Source organism: Sporanaerobacter sp. PP17-6a, from assembly GCF_900095615.1.
Taxonomy (GTDB): Bacteria; Bacillota; Clostridia; order Tissierellales; family Acidilutibacteraceae; genus Acidilutibacter; species Acidilutibacter cellobiosedens.
On the sequence record NZ_FMIF01000025.1, the window covers coordinates 1 to 23,618 of the forward strand.

21 protein-coding genes, 1 tRNA gene and 1 riboswitch are annotated in these 23,618 nt (G+C 34.5%); of the genes, 20 read left to right on the forward strand and 2 right to left on the reverse strand.

The features are described from left to right. Together PP176A_RS10295 and PP176A_RS10300 are read right to left on the reverse strand one after the other, a co-directional pair. The coding region (locus PP176A_RS10295; protein ID WP_071140393.1) for a phosphodiester glycosidase family protein at positions 1-2,711 on the reverse strand (2,711 nt) is incomplete at its 3' end. 162 nt (positions 2,712-2,873) lie between these two features. Further along, positions 2,874-2,947: transfer RNA gene (locus tag PP176A_RS10300), tRNA-Pro, on the reverse strand. A 236-nt stretch (positions 2,948-3,183) separates the two neighbouring features. On the opposite strand from PP176A_RS10300, the gene PP176A_RS10305 reads away from it, so the two are divergent. The 20 genes from PP176A_RS10305 (at position 3,184) to PP176A_RS10400 (ending at position 23,574) form a co-directional block, all read left to right on the forward strand. Next, on the forward strand, positions 3,184-3,720 hold the full coding sequence (locus tag PP176A_RS10305) for a ferritin-like domain-containing protein (RefSeq protein WP_071140394.1): 537 nt from the start codon (positions 3,184-3,186) through the stop codon (positions 3,718-3,720). 93 nt (positions 3,721-3,813) lie between these two features. Then, a riboswitch (SAM riboswitch) is annotated at positions 3,814-3,925 on the forward strand. Positions 3,926-3,994: 69 nt separating this feature from the next. Further along, on the forward strand, positions 3,995-5,182 hold the full coding sequence (gene metK, locus PP176A_RS10310; protein ID WP_071140395.1) for a methionine adenosyltransferase: 1,188 nt from the start codon (positions 3,995-3,997) through the stop codon (positions 5,180-5,182). A 215-nt stretch (positions 5,183-5,397) separates the two neighbouring features. Beyond that, positions 5,398-5,841 (forward strand): PTS sugar transporter subunit IIA, encoded by a 444-nt coding sequence (locus PP176A_RS10315; protein ID WP_071140396.1) that lies wholly within the window; start codon positions 5,398-5,400, stop codon positions 5,839-5,841. A 20-nt stretch (positions 5,842-5,861) separates the two neighbouring features. After that, positions 5,862-6,182, forward strand: coding sequence for a PTS fructose transporter subunit IIB (locus PP176A_RS10320; RefSeq protein WP_071140397.1), 321 nt, complete (start codon positions 5,862-5,864; stop codon positions 6,180-6,182). Positions 6,183-6,209: 27 nt separating this feature from the next. After that, complete coding sequence (locus PP176A_RS10325) at positions 6,210-7,439, forward strand: PTS fructose transporter subunit IIC (RefSeq protein ID WP_071140398.1); 1,230 nt, start codon at positions 6,210-6,212, stop codon at positions 7,437-7,439. A 32-nt stretch (positions 7,440-7,471) separates the two neighbouring features. Further along, on the forward strand, positions 7,472-10,132 hold the full coding sequence (locus tag PP176A_RS10330) for a glycoside hydrolase family 38 N-terminal domain-containing protein (RefSeq protein WP_071140399.1): 2,661 nt from the start codon (positions 7,472-7,474) through the stop codon (positions 10,130-10,132). Between the two features lie 17 nt (positions 10,133-10,149). Continuing rightward, positions 10,150-12,108 (forward strand): BglG family transcription antiterminator, encoded by a 1,959-nt coding sequence (locus tag PP176A_RS10335; protein WP_071140400.1) that lies wholly within the window; start codon positions 10,150-10,152, stop codon positions 12,106-12,108. 17 nt (positions 12,109-12,125) lie between these two features. Continuing rightward, positions 12,126-13,076, forward strand: a complete 951-nt coding sequence (gene manA, locus PP176A_RS10340; RefSeq protein WP_071140401.1) for a mannose-6-phosphate isomerase, class I — start codon at positions 12,126-12,128, stop codon at positions 13,074-13,076. Positions 13,077-13,181: 105 nt separating this feature from the next. Beyond that, a complete protein-coding gene (gene recD2 / locus PP176A_RS10345) occupies positions 13,182-15,383 on the forward strand; it encodes an SF1B family DNA helicase RecD2 (protein WP_071140402.1) in 2,202 nt (733 codons plus the stop codon). Positions 15,384-15,392: 9 nt separating this feature from the next. Beyond that, positions 15,393-16,058, forward strand: coding sequence for a ComF family protein (locus PP176A_RS10350; RefSeq protein WP_071140403.1), 666 nt, complete (start codon positions 15,393-15,395; stop codon positions 16,056-16,058). Between the two features lie 13 nt (positions 16,059-16,071). After that, positions 16,072-16,494 carry a TIGR03826 family flagellar region protein gene (locus PP176A_RS10355; protein ID WP_071140404.1) on the forward strand — a complete coding sequence of 141 codons (423 nt, stop codon included), beginning with the start codon at positions 16,072-16,074 and terminating at the stop codon, positions 16,492-16,494. Positions 16,495-16,543: 49 nt separating this feature from the next. Then, complete coding sequence (locus tag PP176A_RS10360) at positions 16,544-16,825, forward strand: flagellar biosynthesis anti-sigma factor FlgM (protein ID WP_071140405.1); 282 nt, start codon at positions 16,544-16,546, stop codon at positions 16,823-16,825. Between the two features lie 15 nt (positions 16,826-16,840). After that, positions 16,841-17,311 (forward strand): flagellar protein FlgN, encoded by a 471-nt coding sequence (locus PP176A_RS10365; protein ID WP_071140406.1) that lies wholly within the window; start codon positions 16,841-16,843, stop codon positions 17,309-17,311. 2 nt (positions 17,312-17,313) lie between these two features. After that, positions 17,314-18,723 (forward strand): flagellar hook-associated protein FlgK, encoded by a 1,410-nt coding sequence (gene flgK / locus PP176A_RS10370; RefSeq protein ID WP_071140407.1) that lies wholly within the window; start codon positions 17,314-17,316, stop codon positions 18,721-18,723. A gap of 22 nt (positions 18,724-18,745) precedes the next feature. Beyond that, on the forward strand, positions 18,746-20,170 hold the full coding sequence (flgK, locus tag PP176A_RS10375) for a flagellar hook-associated protein FlgK (protein WP_071140408.1): 1,425 nt from the start codon (positions 18,746-18,748) through the stop codon (positions 20,168-20,170). A 16-nt stretch (positions 20,171-20,186) separates the two neighbouring features. Further along, a complete protein-coding gene (gene flgL, locus PP176A_RS10380; protein ID WP_071140409.1) occupies positions 20,187-21,149 on the forward strand; it encodes a flagellar hook-associated protein FlgL in 963 nt (320 codons plus the stop codon). Between the two features lie 67 nt (positions 21,150-21,216). Next, positions 21,217-21,666 carry a flagellar assembly protein FliW gene (gene fliW, locus PP176A_RS10385; protein ID WP_071140410.1) on the forward strand — a complete coding sequence of 150 codons (450 nt, stop codon included), beginning with the start codon at positions 21,217-21,219 and terminating at the stop codon, positions 21,664-21,666. Continuing rightward, complete coding sequence (gene csrA / locus PP176A_RS10390; RefSeq protein ID WP_071140411.1) at positions 21,667-21,891, forward strand: carbon storage regulator CsrA; 225 nt, start codon at positions 21,667-21,669, stop codon at positions 21,889-21,891. Between the two features lie 117 nt (positions 21,892-22,008). Next, positions 22,009-23,025 carry a flagellin N-terminal helical domain-containing protein gene (locus PP176A_RS10395; RefSeq protein WP_071140412.1) on the forward strand — a complete coding sequence of 339 codons (1,017 nt, stop codon included), beginning with the start codon at positions 22,009-22,011 and terminating at the stop codon, positions 23,023-23,025. Between the two features lie 378 nt (positions 23,026-23,403). After that, positions 23,404-23,574, forward strand: a complete 171-nt coding sequence (locus tag PP176A_RS10400) for a carbon storage regulator (protein ID WP_071140413.1) — start codon at positions 23,404-23,406, stop codon at positions 23,572-23,574. Positions 23,575-23,618 lie beyond the last annotated feature (44 nt).

The following is a 23,618-nucleotide window of genomic DNA, read 5'->3' on the forward strand; positions in this document are numbered from 1 at the left end:
TTTTGACTTCCGCCTTGTAATACCCATATATTTTTTCCCTTTTCCTCCACGGCTTTTAAGGTATCATGGAGAAGGTTAGCTTCCAATTTATCTGTAAAGCCTCCATTTCCAAATACCGGTGTAGGAAGAACAAGGATTATATTTTTCTCCTGGGAATTTTCCAGATCATTTTTTAACCATAGCCACTGCTCTGAATTTGAAGCTCTGAGACCTCCCTTGGAACTATCGGCCTTTATTATAAGCAAATTATTAAGCTTATAAGGCTTGTACCCGGAAGACACATTTATAATATTGGAATTCTTTAAACCATTTTGGAATTCCTGAGTAGTTCCTCCAAGATATATTCCTGTATTGAAATTATTCATTTTTCCTTTTATTTTATCCGTTGCAGCATATCCTACCAATTCATTTAATTTTTGTGGCACGGCAGTTATCCCTAAAGTATAACCGTTCGCTTCTTTTTTCACAGCTACATTTTTATCATCCTTTAAAGTGCTGGAGGCAGGTAGTACCAAGCTTCCGCTTTGAGAAGGGGGATATACAGCAGACAATCCGTCAAGGAGAATTTCTCCTGAGTATTTAGTAGGACTGTCGACCTCGACTATATAGATTTTCTTGAGAGTAACAGGATATTCTATTCCTTGAGGAATATCGGCAGTTACATATTGCCATCCGGACCAATCAATACTTTTTGAAAAATCTATATTAATTGATTTTCCGGTTTTATCTACGATATTTCCTCTCAGCCAACCTCCGTTTTCGTCTCCGTAAACCCATAAACCTAATTTACTGGGGGTTCCATCTAACACACGTCCATTTCCTCCGTTCTGGATGAAATTAACATAGGCTGCTCTTGTATTTTCTCCCAGAGTAAAATCGTATTGAAGGCTCAGGCTTTTATTACCTTCCTTGGCCTCATCTGAAGAAGCAATACTTCCTTTTGTAGTTTCAGGAGAAGTAGATGAAGAGAAGTTCTCCATATTGTCAAAGGACTCAACCAATACTCCTTTTCCTCCTATGGAAACCAGTATGTTTTCAACTCCCTCTCCTAATTTAGCGGTTATTGCTCCTTTTCCGCCGTTACTGTTGCTGTAAAAGATTCCTTTTTCCACATAGCCTATATTTCCTATAACGGTGAAGTTTAAATCTTCCGGATATATAATAGCCTTATAACCATCTTTGTCCTTCCCATGAAATACGCTTAAATTCTTTTGGCTGTTGATATCAAGAGAGAAACTGGTTAAATCCGTGGTAATATCCATTACTTTTCCCAGAACTTTTATATCATAGGTCCCTGTAATTCCATTGTAACTGGCAGTTACCTTTCCGGTTCCGGAAGAATTAGCCTTAAGGACATTTCCGTTAAAGGTTCCGTCAATTCCTGACACGGTATACTTGACTAACGACTGGTCAATTGCAATAGGATTGTAATACTGATCATAACCCTTTACCGAGAATTTTCTGGTGGTTTCCGGGAACATATTGGAATCATCAGTAGTTACAGTTAAATAAGCTAAGGTTCCCTGAGGAGGATTCGAGAATACACCAACTCCGTCTACAACTTTTCTTTCAGTACCGTCTGAAGGTTTATTTACAACTGTTGGGGTTTGTTCATCTAAGGCTCTTACGGCCATAGTGGTTGACCCGCCTCCATCAAGGACTAATGCATTATAAGCACCTAAATCCTTCATTATTTGAGAGAATACCTCTTGGGACACTCCCTTAAAGGAAGTGTCTCTTCCGTCAATTGTTACCATAAGAAGTTCATTTCCATCTTGAGTTATACCCAATCCTGTTCTTGGGTTGTCCCCCTTGATATTAAGATTGGAGTTTATAGTTTTTCCATTTTCAACTATTCTGCTTCCGCCGCCTATGGCAAATTTTATTTTATCCAAATCAAGATCCGTATAATCAGGTACTGCGGAAAGTTTAAGTTCAACGGTATCTCCTACATGGAAATTATTTAAAAGGGTATCTTTGACTCTTCCCCTTCCTGTAAGTATGTATCCATCTTCAGGAATGTTCACAGCTTCTTGACCTACACGCACATCTGTTACAACGTCATTTTCCACTACTACCTCTATCATATCGTTAAATAATTTGTTTCCTATGGACTTTTGGCCCCAATGCCTATTATAAAGCATTATCTCCTCATATTTTTCACTGGCTTTGTTGACAGCAGATAATATGACTTCCGAGTTTGTTGCAGAAGAAACCGCTGCAAGTTTTTTATTGAAGTAATTAAGAGAAGGATTATTGTTCTCATCTAATACAAAAGCCGGAAGAGCATAATCTTTACTCATAGGCGAAGAAATCATGTCTCCGTCATTAATTAATGCTCCGAGAGAGTGAGGAATAGGATTATATTCGAAGAAATCTCCGTTTATTCCTCCTAGGGCCCCTGAATCTTTTACCATAGTACTTACTTTTTCTCTATTTGAAATTCCCTTTTTACTGAATAAGCCTTTGACTTCAGTATACTCATCTTTTAAATTAACCCTGAGAACATTTATATTCCACCATCCTTTAGTAGTAAATTTAAGGATGTTGCTGTATTCTACTCCGCTGGAGAGATGTTTCGAATTTTTTGTTTCATATATTACAGTAGGCATAACAGGATTAGTAGCTACAGTAAAAGCTGGGGAAGCTGCGGATAATATTGAAACGAGTACTAAGAGTAATATAAAAGATTTTTTAATTTCTTTTTTCATTAATGTCACCTCACTTGTTTTTTATTAATATTTACTTAAGGGAACCCCCTAAAAATATTATATAATTTAAATATCTCAAATTGATTACAAAATCATTACAATCATTTGACAAAGGAAAAAAATAACGAACAAAAAGAATTATATCTCCTTGTTCGCCATCAGTCGGGGTGGAGGGATTCGAACCCCCGGCCCCATGGTCCCAAACCACGTGCGCTACCAAGCTGCGCTACACCCCGTAACTATTATAGTATAATGTATCTTACGATTTCGTGCAACGTGACAAAATAAGTTAAATGGGAGATTTATTCATTTATAGATTAAGTATCCTTGAGAAATCAGCATTTTTCTCACTGTATCTATTGATTTGAAAGGGAAGTAAGAAATTATATTATGATGTTCAATTATATGAACAGAAATTCTTTCTAATCATATTCTATATTAAATCAATTAAATATATAAGGGGGAAAATTGTATGAAACAAATGGGTGGTAATGAGATAATACATGGAGGATATGCGGACCCGTCTCCATATCCGGAAATTAAAGTTCTGGGAGAAAATAAACTCTATGCGGAGATTCTGATGGATGACTATGCAGGAGGGGTTAGTGAATTTACAGCAATAAATCAGTACTTATATCATTATTTTATTTCCAACAAAGAAGCGGAAGAAGTCGCTAATATGTGGGAACGTATATCTATCACGGAAATGCATCATATGGAGATGTTAGCAGAAACCATTTTACTGTTGGGAGGCAATCCTATATACAGAGGGAGCCAAAATACAAATTGCTGTTGTTGGAATGCGGGATATGTATATTATGGATGTAACTTATGTGGCCGGCTTCATGCGGATCTTATGTCTGAATACGAAGCAATTCGAAACTATGAGAGACATATCAAAGAGATTAATGACCCTTATGTTCAGGCGATTTTGGCGAGAATTATTTTGGATGAAAAAGTTCATATTGAACATTTTAATAAGGCTATTGGAAAGTATTGCGGCTGGTAATTGAGCATTGATATTTTTTATTGACGAATCATTTTAGCAGTGTTATAATTTAGTCAAGTTCTTATATTGGAAATAATTGAATAAAAATCTTGAACCTTATCAAGAGTGGTGGAGGGAATGGGCCCTATGAAACCCGGCAACCTGAAATGTGTACTTACTTCAATGGTGCTAAATCCCACAGAAATGTTGTTCTGAAAGATGAGGTGCATTTGTTGCCTTTTCTTCGGAAGAGGTTTTTTTATTTAAAAAAACAGAAAATCAAGGAGGCATTTGTATGAAAAGATGGTTGTTTACTTCGGAATCCGTAACAGAGGGACATCCTGATAAAATCTGCGATCAGATATCGGATGCCATATTGGATGCTATATTAGAAAAGGATCCGGAGGCAAGAGTTGCTTGTGAAACAAGTGTTACTACAGGACTTATACTGGTGGTTGGTGAAATATCCACAAAATGTTATGTAGATATACCTAAGGTTGTAAGAAAGACTGTTAAGGAAATAGGATATACCAGAGCAAAATATGGTTTTGATGCGGATACATGTGCGGTAATTACTTCAATTAATGAGCAGTCCCCCGACATAGCTATTGGTGTAAATAAAGCATTGGAGCAGAGAGAATTGAGTGAAGATGAATTAGACAGTATCGGTGCCGGTGATCAGGGAATGATGTTTGGATTTGCCTGCAATGAAACGCCGGAACTAATGCCTCTGCCTATATCTTTGGCTCACAAGTTATCAAAGAGATTGGCGGAAGTCAGAAAAAATCATACGCTTCCCTATTTGAGGCCAGACGGGAAGACTCAGGTAACTATTGAATATGAAGACGGAAAGCCCGTAAGAGTTGAAAATGTTGTAGTGTCCGCTCAGCATTGTTCAGATATTGATTTACCAACTATCAGAAAGGATATAATAGAAAATGTTATAAGTAAGATAATACCCTTAAATATGATAGATGAGAATACCAAATACTATGTAAATCCTACCGGAAGGTTTGTTATCGGAGGTCCAATGGGGGATTCGGGACTTACGGGAAGAAAGATAATAGTCGATACTTACGGAGGCTATTGCAGACATGGAGGAGGGGCCTTTTCGGGTAAGGATCCTACAAAAGTAGATCGTTCTGCAGCCTATGCCGCGAGATATGTGGCAAAAAACATAGTAGCCGCAGGAATTGCGGAAAAATGTGAAGTAGGACTTGCTTATGCCATAGGAGTGGCAAGACCTCTGTCAATTTATGTGGAGACCTTTGGAACAGGAAAATTGACTGATAATGAAATTGAGAGCTTAGTTAACAAACATTTTGATTTGAGGCCTGCTGCAATCATCAGAGATTTGAATTTAAGAAGACCTATATATAGACAAGTTGCAAGCTACGGTCATTTTGGAAGGCCGGATTTGGATCTTCCTTGGGAAAGAACCGATAAAGTAGAAGAATTGAGAAAAGACGGATTTAAACTTTAATACCATTGAAAAATTTTTAAAATTTAGAAGACATGAGTTAGTTTTAAACTGATCTTATGTCTCATTTTTTATATGAAGTTAAATAATTAAATTTTACCGATATAACGGTAAGATTAATATAAATAAAACGATTTCATAATACTATAATTATAAATAGATTATAAATATAGCTAAAATGTGATACTTATCAACGAGACAATTAAAGGAGGATATAATTGGATATTTTTAAGAAGGATTATATATTTTTAGATATTGGTTTAAAAGACAAAGAAAACAGTATTGATTTTATTGCCGGTAAGGCTGTTGAACTAAGCATATCCAATGACAAAGATCAAACAAAAAAAGATTTATGGAGCAGAGAAAGGGCATTTAATACCGCCATTGATGAAACAATAGCAATACCACACACTAAGTCGGAATCAATTAACCTTCCGGCGATATTCATCATAAAGTCGAAGAACATCATTGACTGGGGCGGAAAGAATATTAAACTGATTATATCCTTTTTGACTCCTAAAGAAAATAAGGACAATATCCATTTAACCATGTTGTCTAAAATATCCAGGAAACTTGTGGATGATAAATTTAAGACTACTTTAAACGAGTCTGATGATATTAATTTAATATATGAATTAATTATGAGTGCTTTAAATTCTTAAAATTGAAAGGAGAGAATATTATGGCAAAGAAAATTATAGGCTTATGTGCTTGTCCTATGGGACTTGCCCATACTTTTATGGCTGCCGAAGCATTAGAGAAAGCGGCAAAGGAAAAAGGGTATGATGTAAAGATTGAAACTCAAGGAGCAGATGGAATTCAAAACAAGCTTACGGCAGATGATATTAAAAAAGCAGATATTATAATTCATTCTGTGGGAATAACTCCTGAAGGTATGGACAGATTTGAAGGATATGAAGTATACGAAGTGGAACTTCAGGAATTAATTAAAAATCCAAAGGGAATTTTAGAAGAAATCGAAGAAGATAAAGGATTTAAGTAATTTTTAAAAGGAAAGAAGGGAATTGAAATGACGATTAAAAAAAGAACTATCGGAGTGTCTGAGGATAAAATTGTTGGAAAGGCAAATGATTTAAATGATGGTAAGCAATCTGCTTGGACAGAAATAAGCAGACATATAATGACCGGTATATCTTATATGATACCTATATTGATTATGGGAGGACTTGTCGGAGCATTTTCACAAATTATACCTTATGTCATATTAAGGGTAGACCCTTCGTTATCCATTATAGATGCATTAAATTCAGGACAATATACCGGATTTAGCGAAATATTATTGAAATTAGCCAATGTAATGTCTACTTTTGGCTTTACGTTATTTGGATTTGCAGTTCCTATGTTTGCAGCATTTACTGCTAATTCAATAGGCGGGAAGACCGCTCTTCTTGCAGGATTTATCGGCGGATATATAGCAAATAATCCGGTTGCTAAGCTAAGCATTGTAAACGGGAAATGGGAATCGGCAGCTCCCGTTGCTTCAGGGTTTCTTGGGGGCGTTATTATAGCTTTTGCTGTCGGATATTTTGTAAAATGGCTGAACAAAAAAATAAAGGTATCACATAATTGGCTGGCATTTAAAACTACTTTTTTAGTTCCTCTATTAACGGTATTGTTTACGTTGATATTTATGGTATATATAGTAACCCCTGTTGGCGGCGCTATGAATAGTCTTATTAAGAATGTGCTTCAATCTGCAGGGAAATCGGGAGAGATGATATATGCGGTAATCCTTTCTGCTGCAACGGCTTTTGATTTGGGAGGACCTGTTAATAAGGCGGCAGGATTTGTTGCTGCCGCATTTACGATAGAAAAAACTCTTCCTATTACTGCAAGGGTTATAGCAATAGTCACTCCATCTATAGGATTGGGATTGAGTACTTTAATTGATAAAAAATTAGTCGGCAGAAGGGTATACGACAAACAATTTTATCAGGCAGGGAAGACATCTATATTTTTAGCCTTCATGGGAATTTCAGAGGGAGCAATTCCTTTTGCTTTAGAGAGACCCGGCTTTGTAATTCCTCTATATGTGATTTGTTCTGTAATAGGTTCGGTTACGGCAATTGCATTGGGAGCTGTTCAATGGTTTCCCGAATCCGCAATATGGGCTTGGCCGCTTATAGACGGAATAGTTCCGTATATAATAGGATTGGCTGTAGGATCTATTTTGATTGCCGTAATAAACGTACTGCATAGAAATAACCTGATTAAGAAAGGTAAATTAGAAGTTTTCTAATAAAACAGAAGTTATAAGGATAAGGAGGAAAAATGGAAAAATTAAAAATAGGTGTAATTCCTCATACCCATTGGGATAGAGAATGGTATTTTACGTCATCAAAATCATTCATCTATTCTCTCCACGATTTTGATGAAATTATCGGATATTTAGAACAGAATAAAGAATTTAAGTGTTTTATCTTTGACGGACAAACTTCAATAATAGAAGATTATGTTTCCGCAAGACCTGACATGGAGGCGAGAATTAAAAAACTTGTCAAAGATAATAGAATGATTATCGGACCTTGGTATACTCAACCTGACACATTAGTAGTATCAGGCGAATCCTTAATAAGGAATTTGCTTTATGGTATACATTATGCCGAAAAGCTTGGGAAATATATGAAAGTCGGGTATCTTCCCGATTCGTTTGGAATGAATGAGCAGATGCCACAGATATATAAGGGATTTGGTTTTGATTATGCAGCCTTTAGAAGAGGCATATCCGACAGATTAGTTAAGAATAGGGAGTTTTATTGGACTTCGCCAAATGGTGATGAAGTATTTGTTCACAATATATACGCTTACGGAAGTTTTGGATATCCTCCGGAAAATCCGGATGAACTTAAAAAGTATATAATTGATATTGTAGACAAATTAAAAGAAAAGTATAGGACAGGATTAATATTGTTGTTTAATGGGGAAGATCAAAAACCAATCAGAAAGGATTTACCTCAAATTCTTCAAACAGCCCGAAAAATATTACCGAATATGGATTTTGAGATAATGTCCTTAGAAGAAGGATTAATGGAAATTAAAAAATCCGGCGTGGATTTTGAAAGATATCAAGGAGAATTTACTTTTGGACAATATTCGAGAACTCATAAAAGCATTTTTTCAACTCGTGCAGATTTAAAGATAATGAATAACAGAATAGAAAATTATATTCAAAATATAGCTGAGCCGGTGTCGTCATTAGCTTATACCCTCGGTTTTAAGTATGAGGAGAAGGTCTTTGAAAAAATTTGGAAGCTGATGCTTCTAAATTCTGCTCATGACAGTATTGGTATGTGTAATTCCGATGAAACCAACAAATATGTTGAATATAGGTTTATTGAAGCAAAGAATCTTTTATTTTCATTAACGGAATTAAAGATGAGAGAAATAAGTACAAGAATTCCGGTAAAAGATAACTTCCAATTTCAAGTATATAATCTCCTGCCTTATAAAAGAGGTGGAATTATAGAGACGGAGCTTTTCTTACCCTTTGATGAAGTGGAAATTTATGATGAAGAGGGCAATATATATGAACCACAAATTATTGATATTAAAAATGTAACGGGTTCTTTGCTTAAGAGTTCTATTAAGGAGATCGGAGTGGATAACGACTCTGATACTTCTTGGCATAAAGAGATTGAAAATATATTTGATGCTAAGATATTAATTGATATTGAAGAATTACAGCCCTTTAGTTATAAAACCCTCTATATTCGTAAAAAAGAAGAATCTCATATGCTGCCGATTGAAAATAATAATTATATAGAAAATGAATACTTCCTTATATCAATAGACGATAAGGGAATTATAAATATATATGACAAGAAGAGGCAGATTAACTATAAAGATGCAATTTATTTTGAAGATGACGGGGATGAAGGAGACAGTTACGACTATTCCGAACCGGCCCACAATGTTTATTTAAGAGATATTAATGTAATAAATGTTGATAAAATAATCAATACTCTTAAAAGCACCCTTTATATAACTGTTGATATGCCTTTACCATATAATTTAAAAGAAAGAGTTCAAGGAAAAAATACCGTAAATAACAATATTACTTTAGAACTTTCATTAATTAAAAATAATTCCAATATCGGAATAGATGTTACAGTACTCAATAGGGCAGTGGAGCATAGACTTAGAATTATTGCAAATACTGATATATGTGCGAAATACTCTTATGCCGATGAACAATTTGGCACTATAAAGAGAAAAACTTATCTTAAAGAAGTTGAATCCTGGAAGGAAGAGAAATGGGACGAAAAACCCAGGACAATTGAGCCAATGCAGAGCTTTGTCAGTATAACGGATGAGAATTTAACGGTTCAGGTTGTTACAGATGGGGTAAGAGAGTACCAAATTGTAGGTGAGAAATTTAATAAGATTGCCATGACTGTACTAAGATCTATTCCATACCTTGGGAAGGAAAATCTTAATGACAGACCTGGTAGAGCATCGGGCATGAAAGCCCAAACTTTCGATTCCCGGCTTATAAATAAGAAAATTAATGCGAAATATTTTATATCATGTTATGATAAATATTGTGATTATGAACTTGCTAAGAATGCAAAGGAAATACTTACTCCTATCATTTGCTACCAGGGATCACAGTTTAAGAATAATGCAACTTACTTTGTCATTACAAATCCGAAAGATAAAAGATTGCCGTTAGATTATTCTGCATTGGAGATAAGAGGAGATGTTATATTATCAACGGTAAAAAAAGCGGAACAGAAAGAGAATTTGGTTGTAAGGTTTTATAATCCTGATAGACTTAGGAGTAAGAAGTCAGTAATTATAGGTAAAACAGAAAATTTTTACGAATCTACCTTAGACGAAAAAATAATTTCAAAATTAGACCAGGGTAAAATAGAAATTGGTACCTGTGAAGCAAAAAGCATCATTTACTCTCCTGAAAACAATAATAAATAATAGTAAAAGGTGAGTCCATGAATAAGAGAGAAGAGAACTTGATAAGAATTCTATATGAAAGAAAGAATAACTTTGTATTAATAAAGGAAATGGCCAAAGAAGAAAATTGTTGTGACAAAACCGTTAGAAATTCTCTTGATAGAGTAGAAGAATATCTTAACAAGTTTTCTTGCGATTTAAAACTTGAAAGAAAAAAAGGCAAAGGAATTTGCCTAAGAATTAAACCTCATTCTAAGGTAACCCTTAAAGATATTTTAGGCAATAATTATATGAAAGAAGACACCATATCTGATGATGAGCGGAGAGCCGAATTATCATATACATTGTTAATGTCGACAAAAGCTATAACATTAGAAGAATTTTCAAAAAAATATTATGTTAATAAAAAAATAATTACGGAAGATTTAAAGAAAATAGGTAGGCAACTGGAGAAATATAATTTAAGAATAATTTCCAAACAAAGAATAGGAAATTTTATAAAAGGATTAGAGAAGGATAAAAGAAAAGCATTATCTAATACCATTAAAGATTTAAATCAATTTAGTAAATCAAAATCAACTTTGAGAGATATTTTTCTACCTCATGAAATAGATATTGTTAAAAATGAAATAATGGATTTACAAAGAAATATCGGAATATCCTTTACCGACGAGTCAAATAATGCTTTAGCCATACACATTCTTTTTATGATAAAGAGAATAAAATTAAATCAGCCCATAAGTTTTTTTAAAGATGAAAAAGATTTGGTAAAATCTAAGATTCAATATTCATGGGCTGTAAAATTAACTAAGAACTTGGGAAATATATTTTCTATAACATTTTCAGAAGATGAAATAATTTATCTGACAATACATTTATTGGGAATGAAATATAACGAAGACAGCAATATAGATATAAGCAATTTCATTGTCAAATCAGAATCGAATATTGTAGACTTATTAATAAATAGGTTATTAGACGGTTTGGAAGGAATCGGAGAGGCATCTTTCAAAACCGATGAGATATTAAAGCAGGCTTTAAGATTACATTTATATGGTTCCATTAACAGAATTAACTATGGCTTATCATTGGAAAATCCGATATTAGATGAGATAAAAAGAATGAATCCATATTTGTATTATGAAGTTTTAGATGTAGTGGATAAATTTAATGTCGATTATAATATACAGATTCCAAGGGAAGAGGTAGGATATATAACAATTCATTTTCAGGCTTCAATTGAAAGAAGTAAAAAAAATTTGGAGAAGAAATACTCGGCAGTTATCCTATGCCATATGGGAGTTGGCATTTCAAATTATCTGAAAATAAAATTGGAAAAGATATTTCCATGGGTTGAATTTATAGGAAGTATTTCCGTTAAGGAAATCCCTAAGTTTTTACAAAGTAATCATGTGGACTTTATTTTTTCTACAGTGGATATTGATGATTCTTATTTTAATTATATAAAGATTAACTCTATTATAGATAAAAAAGAAGAATCAAAAATTAAAGAATCGGTAAATAATAACTTGCTGCATAAGGAATTAAAAAAAGATAGAAAATCCCATAAGTATATATACGAGAAATTTATATTTTTAAGGAAAAGCTTTAAAAATAAATTTGAAGTTATAAAATTTATTACCGATAAATTAAGGGAATCAAACAGGATAGACGCTGAATTTCATAGCTCTGTGCTGAAAAGAGAATCTATAGACTCTACGGAGATCGGAAATTTTTTGGCAATACCTCACGGAGATTCTAAGCATATAATATCTTCAACCATAAGTATTCTTACATTGAAAGAACCTATTATATGGGGAAAAGAACAGGTACAGATTGTATTCCTTTTATCTGTAAAAAAAGAAGACTATTCAAAGGATAATACAATGGGTGGGTTTTTTAAACATTTAAACGATTTAAGCAATAACAAAGAAGATTTAAAAAAGTTGATTGAAGAAGACAATATCAACAATTTTTTTAAACTTATAGAATTATAATTAGACAAAACGAGGGGATGATTAATATAGGTGCAATATTTTTTGAACCTGTTTTTAAAGAAAAAATATGGGGCGGGGACAGCCTTAGAAATTTCGGATATAATTTGCCCTCCGATAAAACCGGGGAATGCTGGGCTTTTGCTGCTCATCATAATGGACAAAGTATTGTAAAAAACGGAGAATATAAAGGAAAAACTCTTGGAGACCTTTGGAAGAATAACAGAGAATTGTTCGGCAATATTAAAGGAGATAAGTTTCCTTTATTAGTAAAGATTATTGATGCAAAAGATGATCTTTCCGTTCAAGTTCATCCAGGTAACGAATATGCATTTAAAAATGAAAACGGAGAATCAGGAAAGACTGAGTGTTGGTATATCATGGATTGTAAAAAGGACTCACAATTGGTATTGGGGGTAAATGCACGAAACAAGGAAGAACTTAATGAAATGATAGATAATGGCAGATGGAACGAATTATTAAGGACTATTCCCATAAAAAAAGGAGATTTTGTTTTTGTGCCGAGCGGAACGGTACATGCCTTGAAGGGAGGAACACTGGTATTAGAAATACAGCAGAATTCGGATATAACATATAGGCTGTATGATTATGACAGGAGAGATTCCAAAGGAAATCTTAGAGAGCTTCATATTGAAAAATCTAAAGCAGCTATAGAAGTGCCTTATGTGGATAAACAATTTAAACCTGTTGTGAATAAGCTCAAAGATATTATTGAAACTAAGTTAGTTAAATGTGATTATTTTACCGTATATAAATTTGACGTAAAAGGAAATATAAGTTTAACACAGAATCACCCATTTATGCTATTCAGTATAATAGATGGGGAAGGAAATTTAACAGTTAATGAAAAAATATACAAAATTAAAAAAGGAGATCATTTCATGCTTCCTAAAGGCGTAACAAGCTATATTTTAGAAGGCAAAATATCCTTAATTGTATCATATATATAAAAATGTTTATAGACATGGCTTCCAAAATAGTATTCATAGGAAGCCTTTTTTGTGATATTATTATGTTATAATACATATAAATAAGATTTGCACGGGGGAATGAAATTGGTTGCAGTAGTAGGGACAGTAGCTGAGATAATATATAGGAATGAAAAAAATGGTTATACCGTATTATCATTAGAAACGGATAATGATTTAATTACTATTGTCGGATATATGCCTGTTATAAATATGGGGGAAACAATAAAGGTTGAAGGAGAATGGACATTTCATTCTATTTACGGGGAACAACTAAAGATATCGAATATATCGACGGTGGTTCCTTCTACATTAAACGGAATAGAAAAATATCTTTCCTCCGGTCTTATTCCCAATATGGGAGTTAAAACCGCCAAAAAGATAATTGAAAAATTTGGCTTGGATTCTTTGGATATAATCCAGTACAATCCTGAAAGATTGAAGGAGATAGAAGGGATAGGCGATAAAAAGCTGAAAAAAATAGTTGAAGCCTTTGAAGAACAAAAGGACATGAGAGATATAATGGTCTTTCTTCAGCAATACGGAATTACGATATCTTACGGTATCAGAATATATAAAAAATGGGGGAAAGATACAATAAAAATTATTTCTGAAAATCCTTACAGGTTGTCTGAGGATATATTTGGGATAGGATTTAAGACGGCGGACAAGATTGCTCAGAATATGGGAGTTGAAAAAAATTCTCCTTATAGAGTAATGGCAGGAATTAAATATAAGATTATGGAATTTGCAGGGAAGGGACATTCTTATGTGCCGGAGAATGAGCTTGTTTTGGAAGTATCGGCTATGCTCGATATTGAAATAAATGAGGTAGAAGAGGGATTAAGAGAGCTGGCATTAAAGGGAGATCTGCATTTGGAAAATTCAGAGATGGAAACTCTTGTCTATTATACTCCTTTCTATAAGGCGGAGTCTAATGTAAGCAAAAAGATATTGGAACTTTCGAGGGTGAAATTACCTCAGTTAAATTTGAAAATAGAGGAAGATATTGAAAGAATAGAAAAAGATGAGGGAATACATTTTGCTTTAAAACAAAAAGAGGCAATAAAAGAATCGGCAGAGAACGGATTGCTTGTTATTACAGGGGGACCGGGAACAGGCAAAACCACCACTATAAATGCCATTATCAAAATTTTTGAAGAAAAAGATATGAAAGTTATATTAGCTGCTCCTACAGGAAGAGCTGCAAAGAGGATGAGCAATGCTACAGGAAAAGATGCCAAAACAATTCACAGGCTTTTGGAATATTCTTTTTTGGAAGAGGATATGGCTTTCAGCAAGAATGAGGAAGATCCTATTGAAGGGGATTTGATAATAATAGATGAGGCTTCAATGGTTGATATTCTTCTTATGAATAGTCTTATGAAAGCAATTGCTCCCGGAACAAGGCTTATTCTTTTAGGAGATGTGGATCAGCTTCCTTCGGTGGGGCCGGGAAATGTGCTGAAAGATATAATTAACAGCGGCGTAGTAAAAGTTGTTCAGCTTAACGAAATATTCAGGCAGGCTGAAGAAAGCATGATTATAGTCAATGCTCATAAAATCAACAGAGGAGAAAATCCTGTTTTAAATGTAAAGGATAAGGATTTCTTTTTTATTCATAAGAAAACTTCCAGGGAGATATCGGATATTATATTGGATCTATGCAGTTACAGAATTCCTGATTTTGACGGATATGATAAATTTAAAGATATTCAGGTTCTGTCACCTATGAAAAAAGGAGAAGTGGGAATTAATTCTCTGAATCAAAAGCTTCAGAATATTCTTAACCCAAAGGGAAAGGGAAAACAGGAGAAACAAGTAGGAGAAGAAATATTCAGAGTAGGGGATAAGGTAATGCAAATAAAGAACAACTACCGCATAGAATGGAAAACGGCTCAGGGAGAAGAAGGAGAAGGAATTTTCAATGGAGATTTGGGAATTATAGATGATATTGATGAGGAAGAAAAAAAACTTAAGGTATTATTTGATGATGAACGAAAGGTTGAATACGATTTTAACGAGATTGATGAGCTTAAACTTGCTTATGCAATAACAGTACATAAAAGCCAGGGAAGTGAATTTCCAGTAGTGATAATACCTATCTGCTGGGGCCCTCCTATGCTTCTTACGAGAAACCTTCTTTATACCGCAATAACGAGGGCCAAAAAATTAGTAGTACTGGTAGGAGAAGAGAAATATCTTTATATGATGATTAACAATAACCGTATTGATAAAAGATATTCGGGACTTGACAGCAGAATCAGAAATATGATGACAATTATTTAGGAGGATTTTATGGAAATATGGAAAGAATTTGAGGACATGCTCTTTCCGGAGAAAGGAATATGTTTTTTCTGCGGGGAATATTCTGATGAGATTTCTCATTATATTTGTCATCAATGTAAGAGCAGAATAGAATATTTAAACAAAGATATTCCCTTTGAATTTTCCTACGTTGACAGAATTGCATATTCTCTTTTCTACAGCAATTTCATACGAGAACATATATTTTTATATAAATATCACGGAAGAGGGTATCTTTATAAACCTTTTGGAGAAATACTAATAAATACATTTTTAGAAAGATTCTCTCCGGAAGATATAGACATAATTACTAATGTGCCCATTCACAGAAGGAAGAAAGCAATGAGAGGTTTTGACCAGTCGGAACTTTTGGCAGGTTACATATCCCAAAGGATGAATATATATAATTCAAGAAAAAATTTATTGAGGGTAAAGGAAACTAAATCTCAAAATAAATTAAACAAAGAACAGAGAAGAACGAACATAGAAGGTGCATTTCAGGTTAGAAAAAAGGAAGAATTTGGAGGTAAAAGAATACTTATTTTGGACGATATAATAACTACAGGAATTACTTTTGAGGAAAGCGCAAAGGTATTAAAAGATTGCGGTGCAGAAAAAGTATATGGACTGGCATTGACATCGGGGATGAAATTTTAAAGGAGTGAAAAATATGAATTTGAGAAATTGCAGAAGGTGTGGAAAAGTTTATGCCTATGACGGATTTGATCTATGTCATGACTGCAGAATGATAGATGAGAAAGATTTTGAAAAAGTCAGAACGTATTTAGATGAAAATCCCAGTGCGGATATTAATGAAATATCTGAGAAAACTGAAGTAAATACCAAAAAAATAATAAAATTTTTAAGGGAAGGCAGATTGGAATTAAAAGATGAAAACAATTTTCTTTTACTCTGTGAAAGATGCGGAAAACCTATTAGAAAAGGAAGATTTTGCGAAAAATGTACCGCGCAATTGGAGAGAGAACTTAAAAGAGCCATAGGCCAAGAAAGAAGTCTGGAAGATCTTCCTAAGGATTCGGCAAGAGAGAGGATGAGAGTAATAGAGAGAAAAGGGAAAAAAGATCTAAAGTAGAATCTTTATTTTTCCGATAATAATATCAAGAAGGGAAAGGGGTGTTTTTATGAAAATAAATGGAATAAACAAGACTTTGGAGGTATATGAAAACATTGAAATTAAGAAAAGTAATGACATCAGGGGAATATCAAAGAAAGATGAACTTAAACTTTCGGATAAAGCAATGGATTATGGTATTGCATTGAAAAAGCTGAAAGATGTTCCCGAGATCAGAATGGATAAAGTAAAAAAAATTCAGGATGAAATAAAGACAGGAGTGTATAAACCTGACGGGGAAAAAATAGTAGAGAAAATGTTTCAAGAAGCTAATTTTGAAAAAAGAATATAACTCGGTGGTGAGCGTATGACCTTTAGTGAAGAATTAACCGAACTTCTTTTGAAGGAATCGGAAGTTTTGGAAGAGCTTAAGAATATTACCTTTAAAAAGGCAGACGCACTTATTGAAGGAAATATAAAGGAGCTTGAATTGATTGTCGAAAAAGAAGAAAGGATTATTAATTTAACGGCATCTTTGGAAATAGAAAGGGAAAATCTATTGGACAATTGGGGATTAAAAAAAGATACTCCTATTTCCGACATAATAAAATCGGTTCCGGAAGGTGCCGAAAAATTGGAAAAATTAAAAAGCAAAATGATTGACAACGTTAAGGAAATAAAAGAAAAAAATGAATTCAACAGAAAGCTGACTTTAGATTCTATTGAATGGATAGATTTTAATGTAAATCTTCTTTCTTCTTTTCAGACTTCTTCTATATATAACAAGAAGGATAATGAGATAAGTCAGGGGAACAGTATATTTGATAAGAAGGTGTAGATATGTCATTTGGAGGATTATATATTTCCGTATCGGGAATTAAAGCCAATGAGAGATCTTTGGATACTATTTCTCATAATATTGCTAATGTAAACAATGCTGATTATGTAAGGCAGAATGCAATTCATGCATTCAGCAGGTATAGAAATCTTGAAGACGGAAGTATTCAAGTAGGAACAGGAGTCAATGTTCAGGAAATAAGGCAGATGAGAGACGAATTTTTAGATTTGAAGTATAGGAAGGAAAATACAATCTTAGGATACTGGCAGTCTCAAGGCGATATTTTGGGGGAAATAGAAGCCGTATTTAATGAGAAAACTGATTCTCAAACAGGGCTTCAAGATGTATTAAACGAATTTTGGGACGGTTGGGACGAGCTGTATAAGGAAGCGGACAGCCTTACGATCAGGGGAGTTCTCCATGAGAGAGCGATATCTTTAACGGAAACCATAAACCACATGAGCGATCAACTCAATTCTATTCAACTGGATTTAAACAAGGAAATTCTCAATGAGGCAGAAAAAGTGAACACATTACTTTCACAAATTTCCGAATTGAACTCAAAGATAACTATGACGGAATCACCGGGTTCGAATATAAAGGCTAATGACTTCAGAGATGAAAGAAATGCTCTTATCGATGAACTGTCTGAACTTCTTCCGGTAGATTATTATGAAAGCAATAACCATGGAATAGTTATAAGTTTAAACGGAAGAGATTTGATTAACGGGGAATATTCCAATCCCATAGAGATTAAAAAGGATAGCAGAGGATTTGGATATCTGTATTGGTCGGATACGGGAGAAGAGATTCAGCTAAAAGAAGGCGGACAATTATTCGGATATATTCACGCAAGAGATGTGGTTATTGATAAATACAAGGATAAACTCAATACTTTTGTTAAGACTATTGCGGATAAAGTAAATGAATGTGTCAAGAAGGGATATGATTTGGAAGGGAATCCGGGAGTTGTGTTTTTTTTAGGTAATTTACCTGATGGTTCCGATATAGATGCATCAAATATAAGGGTAAATCCGGAATTATCTAATTTTAATAAAATAGCGATATCAACAGACCCCACTGAACGGGGAAACGGTGAAATAATCAAAAAATATATAGATGATTTAAAAAATGAAAAATTCAGCGAATTGGATGGTTCCACATTTGAGGTTTATTATAGGAATGTAATACTGGACTTAGGAATAGAAGGGAGCCAAGCAAGCACTATTGTTCAAAACCAAAATTCTCTGATAAAAGAAATATCCGATAGAAAGTCTTCCATATCCGGTGTATCTTTGGAAGAAGAGATAACTGATATGATTAATTATCAACATTCATATGTCGCAAATACAAGAGTGTTTAATGTCATAGATGAAATGATGGATTTGATTATAAACAGAATGGTTCAATAAACGGAAGGAGTGATTGAAATTGATGTTGGGATTTAATACTGCAGTATCGGGGTTGCTTTCAAGTCAAAGAAGTCTTTATGTAACAAGCCATAATTTTTCAAATGCGACTACTCCCGGATACTCAAGACAGATAGCTTATCAAAGAGCAACAGATCCTTATTATACTCCTGGGGTCGGATATATAGGAACGGGTACAGAGATATATGATGTTCGCAGAGTGAGGAATTCCTATGTAGATTATAAATATTGGAATGAAAACGGATCAAAAGGAGAATGGGAGACAAAGGCCGAATCATTGAAAGAGTTGGAAACTCTGTTTGGCGAACCTTCAAATAACAGCTTCAGGCAGTATATGGATGATTTTTTCCAATCTTTGGAGGACTTAACTACCAATCCTTCAGATTCTTCTTTCAGAGAGCCCGTTCGTGAAGCTGCTTTGGCGCTGACAAAACATATAAATGAAACCGCGGAGCGACTGGTAAATGTAAAGGAGGAAACTTCTTTTCAAATAGAGGCCCAAGTGAAAAAAGTAAATGATATCGCGGCTCAGATATCGTCGTTAAATGGGCAGATCTATTCTTTGGAAATAGACGGAAAGACCGCTAATGATTTAAGAGATAGAAGAGAACTTTTAGTTGATGACCTTTCAAAGATAGTCAATGTTCAGGTAGATGAATATTCCGACGGAAAGTACAGGGTAAGCATCGGCGGAATTGCTTTGGTAAACCATACCGAAGTGAGCGGAATAAAATATGAGTCCCCTACGGGAGACCCCGATGATGAGAAGGAACTCCAATGGGCAAACGGGAATGCACTGAATTTAAAATCAGGCTCTTTAAAAGCTCTTCAGGAATTATATGAAGGTGACGGAGAAAACAATACTTACAGAGGAATAAACTTTTATATAAATAAATTGAACACTTTCGCTCAGGTATTTGCCGATACAATAAACGAACAACATAGGGCAGGAGAAGGATTAAATGACAGTACTGGAATTGACTTCTTTAAAATTTCGGATTCTGTAAATCCGGCGCTCACATTAACTTTGTCTGATGAGATATTGGATAATACCGCGAATATTGCAGCAGGAACTGTCGGTACGGGGGTTGAGAATGCTGACAACCTTCGTGCCATAATAAAATTAAGAGAAGATAAGACTTTCTTCAGCGGAGGAGTGTCTCAAGGAACACCTGATGACTTTTTAAAATCCATCATTTCCAACTTAGCCGTTGACAGTACTCACGCGAAAAGAATGGATTCCAACGAAGAACAGATCATCAATAATATACGTGAAAAAAGAGAATCAGAATCGGGAGTATCGACCGAGGAAGAGACGACGAATATGATAAGGTTTTTAAATTCCTATAGAGCTTCTTCAGAGATGATATCTACTTTGGATCAGATATTGGATGTAGTTGTTAACAGACTGGGAGTAGCAGGAAGATAGAAAGAGGTGAAAAAATATGAGAATAACAAACGGCATGATGATAAACAATATGCTGTATAATGTAAATCAGAATTTGGCGAGGCTGGAAAAAATTAATCAACAATACTCAACCCAAAAGAAATTTTCTCTGCCTTCGGATGACCCTATAGGAGTCAGCAAAAGCCTTAAATTTAATACCGACTTATCAAAGATAGCTCAATATAAAAGGAATGCGGAAGATGCTGATGCGTGGATGACAGAGACGGAATCGGCTCTTACGGAGATAGAGACTATTTTCCAAAGAGCAAATGAGCTTGCCGTTCAGATGGCTAACGGAACATATAAAGACGACTTAAAAAATACCAAGGAAGAAATAGACCAGATGAAGGAACATCTCATTCAGATATCCAACACGACCTATGCGGGAAGATACCTTTTCAGTGGATTTAAAACCGATCAGTCCCTTCTTGATGATGACGGAAATTATGCCATACCTTTGACTATGAATGGCGATGATACGGAAATATTTCAGTATAATGTAGGGGTATCGGAGGCTGTAAAGGTGAATACCTTGGGAGGAAGGGTATTCGGAACATATACAACGGATGCATCAGGCAATATTACAGAAGATTTTTCAAGTGATGTTACTTCCGGAGAAGGAAGCTATTTAGCGGAAGTGCTTCAGAAATTCAGTGATGCCTTAGGTGGTACGGAACCCGTTGAAGATGAAATACAAAATACCATTGGGAGAATAAAAACTTCTCTTAATCAGATCTTATCGGTAAAATCTGAAATAGGGGCAAAGGTAAACAGACTTGAACTTACTCAGAAAAAATTGGATTCACAGGTTCAGAGTACCAAGGAACTTATTTCGGATAATGAAGACGTGGATTTGTTTGAAATTGTAATATCTCTGTATAAAGAGGAAAATGTATATACGGCAAGCTTATCTGCCGGAGCGAAAATCATTCAACCTTCTCTTCTTGATTTTCTATCATAATGCAAATGTCAATTACGGCTGCCTCTTATATAGAGGCAGCGGTTTGGTATTTAAAGGAGGAAAAATCATGATTTTAAGTACGAAAAATTTTGGGGATATAGAAATAGATGAGGATAAGATCATATCATTTCCTGAGGGAATACCGGGATTTGAAGATGAGAACCAATTTGTAATCATCAGCAATCCCGATGAAGAAAATCCTTTTCACTGGCTTCAGTCTGTAAACACTCCCGGCCTTGCCTTTGTGATCATAAATCCTTTTTTAATACTTAAAGACTATTCTTTGGAACTTCCTTCCTCGGCAGTAGAAAAGTTGGAACTTAGCACTGAAGATGATGCGGCAGTATATTCTATAGCGGTAGTTCCCGAAAAAATCGAAAATATAACCATTAATCTTTTGGGCCCTATAGTTATCAATTGGAAGAAGAAGATAGGCGGCCAGGTAATCCTTGATGATGAAAAGTACAGTACAAAGTACCGTGTCTTTTCTAAAGATACGGCAAGTGAGGTGGGATAGATGCTCATACTCACAAGGAAGAAGGATGAAAGCATATTAATCGGAAAGGATATAAAATTGAAGATAATATCCATAGAAGAGGGAAAAGTAAAAATAGGTATTGAAGCCCCTAAAGATGTTGAGATACTTAGAAAAGAACTGCTGGATACCGTAGAAAAAGAAAATATATCCGCAGCAGAGAGCAACATGGATTTAGATAAATTAAAAGACTTGATTAAAAAATAAATTAAAAAAATTGTTGAATTAACTAAACTTAAATTTATTTTTGTCGATAAAAATACTGTAAGAAGAAATCTTACATAACGGCATGGAAGCCGAATAAAAATCAGGGAGGAATATATAATGAGAATTAACAACAACATGATGGCTATGAATGCTCACAGACAATTGTCAATCAACAATGACAGTGTGTCAAAATCTTTGGAGAAATTATCATCAGGTTACAGAATCAACAGAGCAGGAGACGATGCAGCAGGTCTTGCTATATCGGAAAAAATGAGAGGCCAGATAAGAGGACTTAATATGGCATCAAAGAATGCCCAGGATGATATATCTCTTATTCAGACAGCAGAAGGTGCATTAAACGAAACTCATTCAATTCTTCAAAGAATGAGAGAATTAGCTGTTCAATCAGCAAATGACACAAACGTTTCAGTAGACCGCCAGGCTCTTCAAGCAGAAGTTGACCAATTATCATCAGAAATTACAAGAATATCAAAGGATACTGAATTTAACACTCAAAAATTGTTGGACAGTTCCTTTGAGGACAAAGTATTTCATATAGGAGCCAATCAGGATCAAAATATAAAACTAAGTATAGCTGATATGGGCGGAAAAGCAATAAAGGTTGAACAAGAATATACAGTTGATAGCAATGATTTAAAAACCGGTACAGGTACAGCAGCTACAACTGTTGCTAAGTTTGTTAGTGTAGGAGGTACAATAGGTACTACTACAGCTACTGTAGCCGGATATTATGAAGTTGCGGGAACAGCAGCAAGTACTGTATTATTCCGTGCTGCAGACAAGGCATACACTACATCAACAACAACATTAGGAGTAAATATCTATTCACAAACTGAAGCAAATACATCGATTACGACAATAAACAATGCAATTGAAAGAGTATCCTCTGAGAGATCAAAACTTGGAGCTTTCCAGAACAGGTTGGAGCATACAATAAAGAACTTGGACAATGTATCCGAGAACGTACAATCAGCAGAATCAAGAATCAGAGACGTAGATATGGCGAAGGAAATGATGGAATTCACGAAACAAAATATTCTTTCCCAAGCAGCTAATGCAATGCTTGCTCAAGCAAATCAAGCACCACAGACAGTACTTCAATTATTGAAATAGAAATTTTATTTCAGGGACGATTTTTAATTCAAGGATGAATTAGAAAAGTTAAAACTCAGTATTTTCGACTCAGGGACGAGTTGATATGGTAACCATATTAGCTCGTCCTTTTTCTTAGGGGACAAACACAGGGGGACGGTTCTTCTGTGTTGTTTTACATCAATATATGGTAGGAAAATGATGTCGGTTTTACTTAAATTTAAACGAAATAATGCATATAATCCTAAAGTCCTAAAAATTGTGTCATATATAGAGTACTATAGAACCATATTTTTTAACAAATATAGAATAGTATGGATATAGTGTTGTATATATGATATGATAGAAAAGTAGAATTGTAATTATAAATATATTTCATATTCGAGGAGGGAGGTACGTATGTTGGTAATAGGCAGAAGACCAGGGCAATATGTAGTAATCAATAACAATATTAAAGTAAAAGTTGTGAAAAGCGATTCGGGAGACCTCCGATTGGCAATCGATGCACCATCTGATATAAAAATAATTCGAGGTGAGATATACGAAACGGAAGTATTGAGGAAGGCCTAATCCACATGATTTTTAAATATTTAGCTCATGGATGAGTTAGTTTG